Origin of the sequence: Actinacidiphila paucisporea, from assembly GCF_900142575.1 — a bacterium.
In the GTDB taxonomy this organism is placed as follows: Bacteria; Actinomycetota; Actinomycetes; order Streptomycetales; family Streptomycetaceae; genus Actinacidiphila; species Actinacidiphila paucisporea.
The window spans coordinates 127,654-141,710 of sequence record NZ_FRBI01000006.1 but is presented as its reverse complement, the minus strand read 5'-3'; the positions used below and the strand labels follow the sequence as shown (position 1 = coordinate 141,710).

The window sequence follows — 14,057 nt, the reverse complement described above, 5'->3', positions numbered from 1 at the left end:
AGCAGTTCACCTACACAGGAAGACGGGGGCGGCGGACATGACGGCCGAACTGGTCCGCGGGCAGAACCATCCGCTGCCCGGCAACCGGCTGGAGATCCGGGTCTCGGCGGGCACACCGGTGGTGGCCGCGGTCACCCTGGGGGACGAGGCGGGCCGCGTCGTCGCCGACGGTGAATGGCTCGCCCACCCGGGAGCGCCGCAGCTCGCCGGCGTCGAGGTGCCGCGGCAGGCCGCCGCGGACCACCGGCTCGCGGTGGACCTCGGCGCGATGCCGGCCGCCGTGCACCGGGTGCACGTGCTGCTCGCCCTGCCCGGCGCCGCCGCCCGCCCGGGCGCGCCCGCCGACTTCGGCGGCGCCCCCGCCCCCCGGCTCGCCGTCACCACGCCGGACGGCGCCGCTGTCGCCGGCTTCACCATCACCGGCCTCGGCGCCGAGACCGCCCTGCTGGCCGTCGAGCTCTACCGCCGCCAGTCGGCCTGGAAGGTCCGCGCGGTCGGCCAGGGCTACGGCGGCGGCCTGCCCGCCCTCTTCCTCGACCAGGGCGTCCCCGACCCGTCGGCCGCGGCCGCGGCCGTCCACACGGCGGTCGGCAACGAGCAGGCCCGCTCCATCACCCCACCGCCCGCCCCTTCGACCACGACCGGCGGCCACCCGGGCCGTACGACCATGGGCGGTACGACCGCGGGTCCCGCGACCGGTGCGGGCACGTCGGGTTCGGGCGGGGTGCGGTACGACCGCGGGCCGGCGGGGGCTTCCGCGGCCGGGAGCGGTGACGGCGGCTCCGGGGCTCGGCCGTCCGCAGGCGGCCCCGTGGACTACCGGCACCCCCGGCGGCGCGCCGCGCCCGCCGCGCCGCCGCCACCGGCCGCGCCCCCGCGGCCCGGGCCGCCGCCGGCGGACGCGCCGCACATACCGGTGGCCGGGGACGCCGCCGGGCGGTCCATGGAGGAGCGGCTGTACAACCAGGTCTGGGGCATGTTCGAGGACCTGTCGCGGACCGTGGCGGCCTACCGCAGCGCCGCCGACTTCGCCGAGTCGCGGTTCGAGCAGGAGCTGGACGGGCTGCTGGCCGACCCGCGCACCCGGAACGGCCCGGCGGCCGAGGCGGCCCGCGAGGCGGCGCAGGCCAAGCAGGCCGCGCTGGTCGACCAGGCGCGGGCGGTCCTCGACCGGGACCTGGCGCAGCTCGCCGCCGAGTCCGAGGCCGTCGAGCCGGCGCTGCCGAGGGAATTCGCCGGCTGGGAGAATCCGGTGTGGCACGCCTACCGGGTCCCCGACCGGCTGCCGCTCGCGGTGCGCCTGGGCAGCCTGAGCCTGCCGGAGGCGCCGGAGCTGCGCATACCGCTGCTGAGCCGGCTCCCGCTGGAGCGGGGCCTGTGGCTGGACAGTGCGGAGAACCGCGGGGCGGCCGTGGGGGCGGCGGTGGCGATCGCGGCCCGGCTGCTGGCCTGCCACCCGGTGGGCAGCTTCGCGGTGCACGCCCTTGACCCGGCCGGCTCCGGCGCGACCGCGCTGGCCCCGCTGCACGCCGGCGGGGCGCTCGTGCTGCCGCCGCCCGCCGCGGGCGCGGCCGGGGTCAGCGACCTGCTGACCCGGCTCACCGAGCGGGTCGACCTGATACAGATGGCCCGGCGCGGCGGCGCGGCCGACGACCTGCCGCCCGGCTTCGACACCGCGGAGCAGCTGCTGATCGTCAACGAGTTCCCGTACGGCTTCGACGACCGTTCGGTCAACCAGCTGCGCTACCTCGCCGACGAGGGCCCCTCGGCGGGCGTGCACCTGCTGGTGGTGGCCGACCGGGAGGACGCGGCGGCGTACGGCCCGGTGCTCGACCCGCTGTGGCGCTCGCTGCTGCGGCTGACACCGCTGCCGAGCGACCATCTGGCCGACCCGTGGGTGGGCCACGCCTGGACGTACGAGCCGCCGCTGGTGCCGCCGGGCAGCCGCGTGCTGGCCGACGTGCTCAGGCAGCTGGCCGCGGCACGCCCGGCGTACGGCACCTGACCTGCGCACTTGGCATCACCTTTACCTTTTCTTGGTTATTCGTGTACGGTTCTTTGACCGAGTCATTTCGACCCGCCGGAGGACCTGTGGACGTCTCCCTCGCCCTCTGGGTGCTGACCATCGCCGGGCTGTGCGCGCTGATCGGCGCGGACTTCCTGGTGGGCCGCACCCCGCACGACGTGTCCATCCGGGAGGCGGGCCTGTGGACCGCCGTCTGGGTGGCGCTGGCCGCGCTCTTCGGCCTCGGCCTGCTGCTCTTCTCCGGCGGACAGCCCGCGGGGGAGTTCTTCGCGGGCTACATCACCGAGAAGTCGCTCAGCGTCGACAACCTCTTCGTCTTCGTGCTGATCATGGGCAAGTTCGCGGTGCCCACGCACTACCAGCAGCGCGTCCTGCTCGTCGGCGTGCTCATAGCGCTGGTGCTGCGCGCGGTCTTCATCGCCGCCGGCGCCACGATCGTCGCCAGCTTCTCCTGGGTGTTCTTCCTCTTCGGCGCCTTCCTCATCTGGACGGCGTGGAAGCTGGTCAAGGAGGCCCGCACCGAGCAGCAGGACGACGCCGAGTTCGAGGAGAACCGGCTGCTCAAGATGGTCGAGAAGCGGGTGCCCGCGACCGACCGGTACCACGGCACCCGGCTGTTCATCACCCGGAACGGCAAGCGGCTGATGACGCCGATGCTGGTGGTGATGCTGGCCATCGGCACCACCGACGTCCTGTTCGCCATGGACTCCATCCCGGCGATCTTCGGCCTGACCCAGGACCCCTACATCGTCTTCACCGCCAACGCCTTTGCCCTGATGGGCCTGCGGCAGCTGTACTTCCTGATCGGCGGCCTGCTCAAGAAGTTGGTCCACCTGTCGTACGGCCTGTCGGTGATCCTCGGCTTCATCGGCGTGAAGCTGTTCCTGCACGCGCTGCACGAGGCAGGCGTGCACGTTCCCGAGATCTCCATCCCGGTCTCGCTGGGCGTCATCGTCGCCGTTCTCGCCGTCACCACCGCCACCAGCCTGCTCGCCGTCCGCGGCCGCCAGCCCGAGCCCGGGGAGGACGCCCAGGAGGCGCAGGGCGACCGGGGCGGCGACGGCCACGACACGCCGACCGGCACGCCCGACCAGCGCATAGGCGCCTGACCTCCCCCTGCGTGCCGGATACCGCCCGCCGGGGTCTACCGTGGCCTGCGTTGCGGACGGTAGACGTGGAAAGGCGCGGATGTGGCGAGCCCCCAGGCCCTCCCCGAGCTGACCGGAGCCCGGTATCTCGACACCTGGCAGCTGGACGCGGCGGCACTCGCCGCCGTTCTGCTGCTCGGCGCCTGCTACGCCTACGGGGTGAGCCGCCGGCGGCGCGCGGGGGAGCGGTGGCCGCTGTGGCGTACCGCCGCCTTCTACGTCCTGGGCCTGGGCACCCTGGTGGTCGCCACGATGTCCTCGCTCGCGGTCTACGACCGGGTCCTCTTCTGGCCCGCGGCCGTGCAGAACATCCTGCTCGACCTCTTCGCCCCGCTCGGCCTGGCCCTCGGCGACCCGCTGGCGCTCGCCGACCCGGCCGGACGGCTGCACCGGGCCTTCACCTCCCGGCCGGTGCGCGCCCTGACCTATCCGCTGGTCAGCTCGCTGCTGGTGCTCGCCTCCGAGCTGACCATCTACTTCACCCCGTATTTCGCCACCGCGCTGGGCAATCCGCTGGTCCGGCAGCTGATGCACCTGCAACTGCTGCTGACCGGCAGCCTGTTCGTGCTGCCGATGCTCAGCCGGCAGGAACTGCTGCCGCGCTGGTGCACCCACCCGGTGCGGGCGGCCCTGGTCTTCCTCGACGGACTCTTCGACTCGGTGCCCGGCATCGTGGTGATGACCAGCGGCACCCTGGTCGCCGGCCACTGGTACACCGACCACCCCCGCGGCTGGGGGCCCAGCGTGCAGCACGACCAGATGCTCGGCGGCGGGCTGATGCTGACGCTGGCCGAACTCGTCGGGCTGCCCTTCATCCTGCTGGTCTTCATGGAGTGGTGGCGGGCGGAGCGCAGCAAGACCGCCGAGCTGGACGCCCGGCTCGACCGCGAGGCCCTCGCGTCAGCCCCCGCCACCTCAGCTCCTGCCGTGTCCCCGGCCGCTGCCGCGACCCCGGCTCCCGCCGTCCCCGAGATGACCCGTCCCTGGTGGGAGACCGACCAGGGCGAGGTCGGCGAGCGGATGCGCCGGTCCCGCTGACGCCTGCGCCAGCCGGCACCCTTCCGCGGGCCCCGCGCGTCCCTACCGGGTGCTTTCCGCCGGTGGGGACCCGTACGCGTCGGCCAGCGTGCGGGCCGTCGCGGCCAGCAGCGAGCGCAGCTCGGGAGGCGCGAGCACCTCCGCGTCGGCGCCCAGGGACAGGAAGAAGGCGTGGGCCTGGTCGAGGGACTCGGTCGGCAGGGTGGCCCGGCGCCAGCCGCCCGGCTCTGCCACCCCGGTGGCCTCCATCGCGCGGGCCGCGGCGCCGGTGAGCCGCGCGGCGCCGCGCGGGGAGAGCCGGACCTCCGCGTCGCCGGCGTGCAGCCGGGCGTGGAAGTCCTCCTGGTAGCGCCGCCAGTGGTCGGCCAGGTCGAAGTCCGCGGGCACCTCGAAGCGCTCCTCGGCCACCGAAAGCCGCAGGATCTGGTCGACCCGGTAGGTGCGCGGCCCGGGACCCGCCACCGTGTACCAGCGGCCCGCCTTGAGCACCAGGCCGTACGGCTCCAGCCGCCGGTCGACGTCGGTCGGCTCCTTCCAGCGGCGGTAGCGCACCTGCAGGACCCTGCCGTGCCACACCGCGTCGGCGACCTGCGGCAGGAAGGGCGCCTCGGCGTCCGCGGCGTACCAGCCGGGCGCGTCCAGGTGGAAGCGGGTACGCATCCGGTCGGCCTGCTCGCGCAGCTCGGGCGGCAGCGCGGCCCGCAGTTTGAGCTGCGCGGCGGCCAGCGCGGGACCCAGGCCCAGCTCGGCGGCCGGCCCCGGCGCGCCGGCCAGGAACAGCGCCTCGGCCTCGCCGGCGTTCATCCCGGTCAGCCGGGTCCGGTAGCCGGCCAGCAGCCGGTAGCCGCCACGGTGCCCGGCGTCGCCGTACAGCGGCACCCCGGCCGCGTGCAGCGACTCCACGTCCCGGTAGACGGTCCGCGGCGACACCTCCAGCTCCGCCGCCAGCTCGGCGGCGGTCATCCGGCCGCGGGTCTGGAGCAGCAGCAGGATCGACAGCAGGCGGCTGGACTTCACTGACACAGGGTGTCAGCGGAGCGGCCGTACGGTCCAGCCATGGCTTTCCGCGAGAAGTTCCTCACCGTGCCGCCGCCGATCGACGTGGCGGGCCGGCGTGTCAAGCGCTACCACGTCACCGCGGACCCGGCCGGGATCGCGCCCGACGTCGAGAAGGCGGCGTACGCGCTCCTGCCCGACCTGCTGCCGGAAGCCGACGGCACACCCGGCGCGGCCTTCGTCGTCCTCCACAGGGGAGGGGACGACGGGGCGTATCTCAACGCCTACACGTGGGCCTGGGACAACGCGCTGTACTTCGCGGGAGCCGCGGCGGGGCAGCCCTTCCTGGGCTGCCCCGACCGGGACCCGACCCGTTTCGTCCGCCTCGAAGGACGCCTCATCGGCTGCGTGTGGGAACTGCCGCCGATCCGCCACGAGCGAGACGCCTGGGTCCGCCACGTCCTCACCCCCGACCGGCCCGACCTGGCCGGCTACATCGACGACTCGCTGCCCGCGGGCAGCACGGGAGACCACGCGTGAACGACGTCGGCTTCCTCACCGGCACCTCACCGGCACCTGGCCGCCGATCCGGCCCGCCGGTGACGGGCCCGCCCCACCGGGCGGCTCACCAGCCGCGCTCGCGCCACTCCGCCAGGTGCGGGCGCTCGGTGCCCAGGGTGGTGTCGTCGCCGTGGCCGGGGTAGACCCAGGTCTCGTCGGGGAGCCGGTCGAAGAGCTTGGTGGTGACGCCCTCGAAGAGGGAGGCGAAGGCGGCCGGGTCCTCGTGGGTGTTGCCGACGCCCCCGGGGAAGAGGCAGTCGCCGGTGAAGACGTGCGGGTGGCCGTGCGGGTCGTCGTAGACCAGGGCGATGCTGCCCGGAGTGTGGCCGACGAGGTGGCGGGCGGTCAGGGTGACCCGGCCGACCTCGATGGTGCCGAGGTCGTCCACGGGCACGTCGGTGGGGACCGGGATGCCCTCCGCGTCGTCGCGGCCCGCGTAGGTGCGGGCGCCGGTCGCCGCGACCACCTCCTGCAGCGCCTGCCAGTGGTCGGGGTGGCGGTGGGTGGTGACCACCGAGGCCAGCCCGCCGGTGCCGACCAGGTCGAGCAGCGTGCCCGGCTCGGCTGCCGCGTCGATGAGCAGCTGCTCACCGGTGGCGCGGCAGCGCAGCAGATACACGTTGTTCGTGTACTTGCCGACCGCGACCTTGCTGATGATCAGATCGCTCAGTTCGTGCACGTCGGGGGCTCCGCCCACCGTCACCTGTCCGCTGTACGCCATGCCGTCAGCCTAGCGGCGGCAGCGCCGGTAGGGGGTGCCCTTCGGGCCTGACGTCGAGCCCGTCGCCGTGGCTGCGGCCGCTGACCCAGGCCAGCAGGGCCGGGGTCGGCCCCGAGACGGTCAGCTCGGGCCGCTCGGCGGCGCCCAGGTCCCAGGAGAGGTCGGCGCCGGTGTCGAGCAGCCGGACGGGGGCCACGCCCTCGTGGGCGGCCAGGTCGCCGATGATCCAGGACAGCTCGCGGTCGGCGAAGCCGGCGGGCAGGTCCGCCGCGGTGTGGCCGGCGTCCAGGTCGACGTGGTGCATCCGCACCTCGATCAGCCGCCGCCAGGGGATCTCGGCGGCCGCGATCACCCGCCCCGAGCGCATCGCCACCTGGGCGGCCCAGGCCGCGGGCGGCAGCGCGGCGACGGCCGCGGCGAAGCGGTCCGCGGACTCCCGCAGGTCGTCGAGCTGCTCGGCGGGCGGCCTGCCTGCGCCCGCCTCGATGTCGCGGTCGCGGGTGGCCGCGTCGGCGTACATCGGGGTCTCCTCGCCGGTCCTCGCCCAGGTCAGCAGGTTCACCATCGCGTCGGCGTTGCGGGCCACGTGGGACAGCACGTGGCCGCGGGTCCAGCCGGGCAGCAGGGAGGGGGCCGCCAGGTCCTCCGCGGACAGCTCGGCCACGGCGTCGAGCAGCTGCCCGGTCGCCTCCGCCACGTCGGCCGCATCGCGGTCGGGGTCGGGTCGTTGGACGGTCACGGGCGCTCCTGGTGCTTCGTCGGCGGTACGGGCGTCAGGTTTCCCTATGCCCCGCGGCACGCACAGCGATGCGCGGCACACGTTCGGGTGAACCTGGCAGCACGACCCCGGAAATCGAATGCGCGTGCTATATGGTCAATGTGTCGCAACCGCGGCGACAGGAAGAAATCACGAGCGCACCCCGTTTAGGCTGACTGGGGGGTGACGTCTCTCCCCCGTTTCTAGGAAAGGTGCGCACTGGCGTGGCCGATCGACTCATCGTCCGTGGGGCTCGCGAGCACAATCTGAAGAACGTCTCGCTGGAGCTGCCCAGGGACTCGCTCATCGTGTTCACCGGCCTGTCCGGTTCCGGCAAGTCCTCGCTGGCCTTCGACACGATCTTCGCCGAGGGCCAGCGCCGGTACGTCGAGTCGCTCTCGTCCTACGCGCGGCAGTTCCTCGGCCAGATGGACAAGCCGGACGTGGACTTCATCGAGGGCCTGTCGCCGGCCGTCTCGATCGACCAGAAGTCCACCTCGCGCAACCCGCGGTCCACCGTCGGCACCATCACCGAGGTGTACGACTACCTGCGGCTGCTCTTCGCGCGGATCGGCAAGCCGCACTGCCCCGAGTGCGGCCGCCCGATCTCCCGGCAGTCGCCGCAGGCGATCGTGGACCGGGTGCTCGAGCTGGAGGAGGGCAGCCGCTTCCAGGTGCTCTCGCCGCTGGCCCGCGAGCGCAAGGGCGAGTTCGTCGACCTCTTCGCCGATCTGCAGACCAAGGGGTACAGCCGGGCCAGGGTGGACGGCGTGACCGTCCAGCTCACCGACCCGCCGAAGCTCAAGAAGCAGGAGAAGCACACCATCGAGGTGGTCGTCGACCGCCTCACGGTGAAGGACTCCGCCAAGCGCCGGCTCACCGACTCGGTCGAGACCGCGCTCGGACTGTCCGGCGGCATGGTGATCCTGGACTTCGTGGACCTGCCCGAGGACGACCCGCAGCGCGAGCGGATGTTCTCCGAGCACCTGTACTGCCCGTACGACGACCTGTCCTTCGAGGAGCTGGAGCCGCGCTCCTTCTCCTTCAACTCGCCCTTCGGCGCCTGCCCCGACTGCACCGGCATCGGCTCGCGGATGGAGGTCGACCCGGAGCTGATCGTCCCCGACGACCAGAAGTCGCTGCAGGAGGGCGCCATCGCGCCCTGGACCGGCGGCATGTCGAAGGGGTATTTCGAGCGCCTGGTCGACGGTCTGGCCACCGAGCTGGGCTTCCGCACCGACATCCCGTTCGCCGGGCTGCCGGCCAGGGCCAAGAAGGCCCTGCTCTACGGCCACAAGTCCGAGGTCCGCGTCGCGTACAAGAACCGCTACGGCCGTGACCGGGTGTACAACGCGCAGTTCGAGGGCGCGGTGCCGTTCGTCAAGCGCCGGCACCAGGACTCCGAGAGCGACTCCAGCCGGGAGCGCTTCGAGGGCTACATGCGCGAGGTGCCCTGCCCGACCTGCCACGGCAGCAGGCTCAAGCCGATCGTGCTGGCCGTCACCGTGCAGGACCGCTCCATCGCGGACGTCGCCGCGATGTCGATCAGCGACTGCGCCGAGTTCCTGGGCGCGATGAAGCTGGACGCCAGGGACCGCAAGATCGCCGAGCGGGTGCTCAAGGAGGTCAACGAGCGGCTCAGGTTCCTAGTCGACGTAGGCCTGGACTACCTGTCGCTCAACCGGGCGGCCGGCACCCTGTCCGGCGGCGAGGCCCAGCGCATCCGGCTGGCCACCCAGATCGGCTCCGGCCTGGTCGGCGTGCTCTACGTGCTGGACGAGCCGTCCATCGGCCTGCACCAGCGGGACAACCACCGGCTGATCGAGACCCTGGTCCGGCTGCGCGACCTGGGCAACACGCTGATCGTGGTGGAGCACGACGAGGACACCATCAAGACCGCCGACTGGGTCGTCGACATCGGCCCCGGCGCCGGCGAGCACGGCGGCAAGGTCGTGCACTCCGGGTCGCTCAAGGAGCTGCTGGTCAACGAGGAGTCGCTGACCGGGCAGTATCTGGCCGGCAAGCGGTCCATCCCGACGCCGGACATCCGCCGCCCGATCGACCGCAAGCGGCGGTTGACCGTGCACGGCGCCCGCGAGCACAACCTGCAGGACATCGACGTGTCCTTCCCGCTCGGCGTGCTCACCGCGGTCACCGGTGTGTCGGGCTCCGGCAAGTCCACCCTGGTCAACGACATCCTCTACACCCACCTGGCCCGCGAGCTGAACGGCGCGCGCAGCGTGCCCGGCCGGCACACCCGGGTGGAGGGCGACGACCTGGTGGACAAGGTCGTGCATGTCGACCAGTCGCCGATCGGCCGCACCCCGCGCTCCAACCCGGCCACGTACACCGGGGTGTTCGACCATGTGCGGCGGCTGTTCGCCGAGACGATGGAGGCCAAGGTCCGCGGCTATCTGCCGGGCCGGTTCTCCTTCAACGTCAAGGGCGGCCGCTGTGAGAACTGCGCGGGCGACGGCACGATCAAGATCGAGATGAACTTCCTGCCGGACGTGTACGTGCCGTGCGAGGTCTGCCACGGCGCGCGCTACAACCGGGAGACCCTGGAGGTGCACTACAAGGGCAAGTCCATCGCCGAGGTGCTGGACATGCCCATCGAGGAGGCGCTGGACTTCTTCGAGGCGGTGCCCACCATCGCCCGTCACCTGCGCACCCTGCACGAGGTCGGCCTGGGATACGTACGGCTCGGCCAGTCCGCGCCGACGCTGTCCGGCGGTGAGGCACAGCGCGTCAAGCTCGCTTCCGAGCTGCAGAAGCGCTCCACGGGGCGGACGGTGTACGTCCTGGACGAGCCGACCACCGGGCTGCACTTCGAGGACATCAGCAAGCTGATCAAGGTGCTGTCCGGGCTGGTCGACAAGGGCAACTCGGTGATCGTCATCGAGCACAACCTGGACGTCGTCAAGACCGCCGACTGGGTCATCGACATGGGCCCCGAGGGCGGCAGCGGCGGCGGTCTGGTGGTCGCCGAGGGCACCCCCGAGCAGATCGCGGGCATCCCGGCCAGCCACACCGGCAAGTTCCTGCGCGACGTCCTGGCGGCCGAGCGGATCAGTGACGCCGCCGTGCCGGCGCCCAGGAAGCGGGCACCGGCCAAGACGGCGGCCAAGACTGCGGCCAAGGCGCCTACCAAGACGGCCGCCAAGACGGCCGCCAAGAAGCCCGCGGCGACCAGGAAGAAGGCGGCGAAAGCGTAGCCACAGCCGGGGGACGTAAGGTACGGGTCGGACTCATCCGAGCGGACCCGTACCACCCCTGGAGCACGTATGACCAGCGAACTGCCCGCCTGCCGCCGTACCGTCCTGCGGGGCGCGGCACTGGCAGGGGCCGCCGGAGTCGGACTGACCGCCTGCGGCGGCAAGAGCGGCTCCGCGGCCGGGCCCGACAAGGCCGTGGAGCTGGGCGCGGCGAGCGAGGTGCCGGTCGGCGGCGCGAAGCTCTACCGCGACGACAAGGTCGTGGTCTCGCAGCCGCGGCAGGGCACCTTCAAGGCCTTCAGCGCGGTGTGCACCCACCGGGGCTGCGTGGTCGACTCGGTGGACGGCACCACCGTCTCCTGCCCCTGCCACGGCAGCCAGTTCGACGCCGGGACCGGGGCCGTCGTCCAGGGGCCGGCGACCAAGGCGCTGCCCGCCGTCCCCGTGACGGTCGCGGGCGGCAGGATCACCGCGGGACCCGCGAGCTGACGCGTCGGCCGGGCCGTCCCGGAAGCCCGGACTCCGGGGTTCCGGGACCCCGAGCCTGACCCCGGTCTGCCGCATCCCGCCAGTAGGGTGGAAGGCATGGCAGACCCCAGCAGCTACCGACCGAAGCCGGGCCAGATCCCCGACTCTCCCGGGGTCTACAAATTCCGGGACGAGCACGGCCGGGTGATCTACGTCGGCAAGGCGAAGAGCCTGCGCCAGCGGCTGTCGTCGTACTTCCAGGACATCACCAACCTGCACCAGCGCACCGCCACCATGGTGACGACCGCCGCGTCCGTGGAGTGGACGGTGGTCTCCACCGAGGTCGAGGCGCTCCAGCTGGAGTATTCCTGGATCAAGGAGTTCGACCCGCGGTTCAACGTCAAATACCGCGACGACAAGAGCTATCCGTCCCTCGCCGTCACCATGAACGAGGAATTCCCCCGCGTCCAGGTGATGCGCGGTCCCAAGCGCAAGGGCGTGCGCTACTTCGGCCCCTACGCCCACGCCTGGGCCATCCGCGAGACCGTCGACCTGCTGCTGCGGGTCTTCCCGGTCCGCACCTGCTCCGCCGGGGTCTTCAAGCGCTCCGCCCAGATCGGCCGGCCCTGCCTGCTCGGCTACATCGGCAAGTGCTCCGCGCCCTGCGTCGGCCGGATCAGCGAGCCCGACCACCGCGAACTGGCCGAGGAGTTCTGCGACTTCATGGCCGGCCACACCGGCACGTATCTGCGCAGGCTGGAACAGCGCATGAAGGACGCCGCCTCCGCCATGGAGTACGAGCAGGCGGCCCGGCTGCGCGACGACCTGGAGGCGCTGCGACGCGCCATGGAGAAGAACGCGGTGGTGCTCGCCGACGCCACCGACGCCGACCTGATCGCCGTCGCCGAGGACGAGCTGGAAGCCGCCGTGCAGATCTTCCACGTCCGTGGCGGCCGGGTCCGCGGCCAGCGCGGCTGGGTCACCGACAAGGTCGAGGCGGTCGACACCGCGGACCTCGTCGAGCACGCCATCCAGCAGCTCTACGGCGACGAGTCCGGTGACGCGGAGCAGTCCGGCGGCAGCGGCGGCGTGCCCAAGGAGGTGCTGGTTCCCGCGCTGCCGCGGCCCGCCGAGCCGGTCGCCCAGTGGCTGTCGGACCGGCGCGGCTCCCAGGTGAGCCTGCGGGTGCCGCAGCGTGGCGACAAGAAGGACCTGATGGCCACCGTGCAGCGCAACGCGCAGCAGGCGCTGGCGCTGCACAAGACCCGCCGGGCCTCCGACCTGACCACCCGCTCCCGGGCGCTGGAGGAGATCGCCGCGGCCCTGGACCTGGACACCGCGCCGCTGCGCATCGAGTGCTACGACATCAGCCACCTGCAGGGCGACGACGTGGTCGCCTCGATGGTGGTCTTCGAGGACGGCCTGGCCCGCAAGAGCGAGTACCGCCGCTTCCAGATCAAGTCCTTCGCCGGGCAGGACGACGTCCGCTCGATGCACGAGGTGATCTCCCGGCGCTTCCGGCGCTATCTGCTGGAGAAGCAGAAGACCGGCGAGTGGGAGCCCGACCAGCCGCGCAGCGGCGAGGTCGCGGCGGACGACCCGGTCGGCGGGCCCATCGACCCGGACACCGGACGGCCGCGCAAGTTCGCGTACCCGCCGCAGCTGGTCGTGGTCGACGGCGGGCAGCCGCAGGTCGCCGCCGCCCGGCGGGCGCTGGACGAGCTGGGCATAGCCGACGTCTTCGTCTGCGGCCTGGCCAAGCGGCTCGAAGAGGTCTGGGTGCCGGGCGACGACGACCCGGTGATCCTGCCGCGCAGCAGCGAGGGGCTCTACCTGCTCCAGCGGGTCCGCGACGAGGCGCACCGCTTCGCCATCGGCTACCAGCGCAGCAAGCGCTCCAAGTCGATGAAGGCCGGCGCCCTGGACGAGGTGCCGGGCCTGGGCGGGACGCGCAGGCAGGCACTGCTCAAGCACTTCGGCTCGCTCAAGCGGCTGCGCGCGGCGACCGTCGAGGAGATCTGCCAGGTCCCGGGGATCGGCCGCCGCACGGCGGAGACGGTCGCGGCGGCCCTGGCGTCCGCGGCCCCGGCCGCACCCGCGGTGAACACCGCGACCGGAGAGATCATCGAAGAGGACGACCCTGCGACCGCCGGCGGACCGCCGGCGGCGGCCGGCCGAGACCATCGGGGGAAGAGCACATGAGCGAGCAGGACGAACAGGATATTACGCATATGACCGGCGCAGGAGCGGGTGAGGCCGCCCAGGCCATCCCGGAACTGGTGATCATCTCCGGCATGTCGGGAGCGGGCCGCAGCACCGCGGCGAAGTGCCTGGAGGACCTGGGCTGGTTCGTGGTGGACAACATGCCGCCCGCCCTCATCCCGACCATGGTGGACCTCGGCGCCCGCTCCCAGGGCAACGTGGCGCGGATCGCCGTCGTGGTCGACGTGCGCGGCCGGCAGTTCTTCGACAACCTCAGGGAGTCCCTCGCGGACCTGGAGGCCAAGCACGTCAAGCGCCGGGTGATCTTCCTCGAGGCCTCGGACGACGTGCTGGTGCGCCGCTTCGAGTCCGTCCGCCGCCCGCACCCGCTGCAGGGCCAGGGCCGCATCGTGGACGGCATCGTGGCGGAGCGGGACCTGCTGCGCGAGCTGCGCGGCGACGCCGACCTGGTGGTCGACACCTCCAGTCTGAACGTGCACGAGCTGCGCGCCAAGCTCGACGCGCAGTTCGCCGGCGAGGAGGAGCAGGAGCTCCGGGCGACCGTGATGTCGTTCGGGTTCAAGTACGGGCTGCCGGTCGACGCCGACCTGGTGGTGGACTGCCGCTTCCTGCCGAACCCGCACTGGGTTCCCGAGCTGCGCCCCTTCACCGGGCTCAACGACGAGGTGGCCACGTACGTCTTCAACCAGCCCGGCGCCAAGGAGTTCCTCGACCGGTACGCCGAGCTGCTGCACATCATCGCCGCCGGCTACCGCCGCGAGGGCAAGCGGTACGTGACGATCGCCGTCGGCTGCACGGGCGGCAAGCACCGCAGTGTGGCGATGTCGGAGAGGCTGGCCGCCCGGCTGGCGTCGGACGGAGTGGAGACGGTGACGGTGCACCGGGACATGGGGCGCGAGTGATC

At 72.6% G+C, this 14,057-nt stretch carries 11 protein-coding genes; 8 read left to right on the top strand and 3 right to left on the bottom strand.

From position 1 onward, the window contains the following. Positions 1–37 precede the first annotated feature (37 nt). The 3 genes from BUE44_RS12095 to BUE44_RS12085 all read left to right on the top strand — a co-directional run bounded on the left by BUE44_RS12095 (position 38) and on the right by BUE44_RS12085 (position 4,212). A complete protein-coding gene (locus BUE44_RS12095; protein ID WP_073497133.1) occupies positions 38–2,005 on the top strand; it encodes a TerD family protein in 1,968 nt (655 codons plus the stop codon). Between the two features lie 86 nt (positions 2,006–2,091). Continuing rightward, a complete protein-coding gene (locus BUE44_RS12090) occupies positions 2,092–3,135 on the top strand; it encodes a TerC family protein (RefSeq protein WP_073497131.1) in 1,044 nt (347 codons plus the stop codon). 81 nt (positions 3,136–3,216) lie between these two features. Continuing rightward, positions 3,217–4,212 (top strand): cytochrome c oxidase assembly protein, encoded by a 996-nt coding sequence (locus tag BUE44_RS12085; RefSeq protein ID WP_073497129.1) that lies wholly within the window; start codon positions 3,217–3,219, stop codon positions 4,210–4,212. A 42-nt stretch (positions 4,213–4,254) separates the two neighbouring features. Here the strand turns inward: BUE44_RS12085 and BUE44_RS12080 are convergent, their stop codons facing one another. Beyond that, positions 4,255–5,229, bottom strand: coding sequence for a helix-turn-helix transcriptional regulator (locus BUE44_RS12080; RefSeq protein ID WP_073497127.1), 975 nt, complete (start codon positions 5,227–5,229; stop codon positions 4,255–4,257). 39 nt (positions 5,230–5,268) lie between these two features. On the opposite strand from BUE44_RS12080, the gene BUE44_RS12075 reads away from it, so the two are divergent. Then, positions 5,269–5,748 carry a hypothetical protein gene (locus BUE44_RS12075; RefSeq protein WP_073497125.1) on the top strand — a complete coding sequence of 160 codons (480 nt, stop codon included), beginning with the start codon at positions 5,269–5,271 and terminating at the stop codon, positions 5,746–5,748. Positions 5,749–5,833: 85 nt separating this feature from the next. On the opposite strand, the gene BUE44_RS12070 is transcribed toward BUE44_RS12075, so the two are convergent. Beyond that, positions 5,834–6,490 carry an MBL fold metallo-hydrolase gene (locus BUE44_RS12070; protein ID WP_073497123.1) on the bottom strand — a complete coding sequence of 219 codons (657 nt, stop codon included), beginning with the start codon at positions 6,488–6,490 and terminating at the stop codon, positions 5,834–5,836. A 4-nt stretch (positions 6,491–6,494) separates the two neighbouring features. Further along, entirely contained in the window at positions 6,495–7,229 is a 735-nt protein-coding gene (locus tag BUE44_RS12065; protein ID WP_073497121.1) for a maleylpyruvate isomerase family mycothiol-dependent enzyme, read from the bottom strand. Between the two features lie 242 nt (positions 7,230–7,471). On the opposite strand from BUE44_RS12065, the gene uvrA reads away from it, so the two are divergent. From uvrA to rapZ, 4 genes are all read left to right on the top strand, one after another. Then, a complete protein-coding gene (gene uvrA / locus BUE44_RS12060; RefSeq protein ID WP_073497118.1) occupies positions 7,472–10,462 on the top strand; it encodes an excinuclease ABC subunit UvrA in 2,991 nt (996 codons plus the stop codon). 69 nt (positions 10,463–10,531) lie between these two features. Then, positions 10,532–10,951, top strand: coding sequence for a Rieske (2Fe-2S) protein (locus tag BUE44_RS12055; protein ID WP_073497116.1), 420 nt, complete (start codon positions 10,532–10,534; stop codon positions 10,949–10,951). Between the two features lie 96 nt (positions 10,952–11,047). Further along, positions 11,048–13,132, top strand: coding sequence for an excinuclease ABC subunit UvrC (gene uvrC, locus BUE44_RS12050; protein WP_073497114.1), 2,085 nt, complete (start codon positions 11,048–11,050; stop codon positions 13,130–13,132). Continuing rightward, a complete protein-coding gene (gene rapZ, locus BUE44_RS12045; RefSeq protein WP_407640019.1) occupies positions 13,129–14,055 on the top strand; it encodes an RNase adapter RapZ in 927 nt (308 codons plus the stop codon). The genes uvrC and rapZ overlap by 4 nt, the downstream gene beginning before the upstream one ends. Positions 14,056–14,057: the final 2 nt, after the last annotated feature.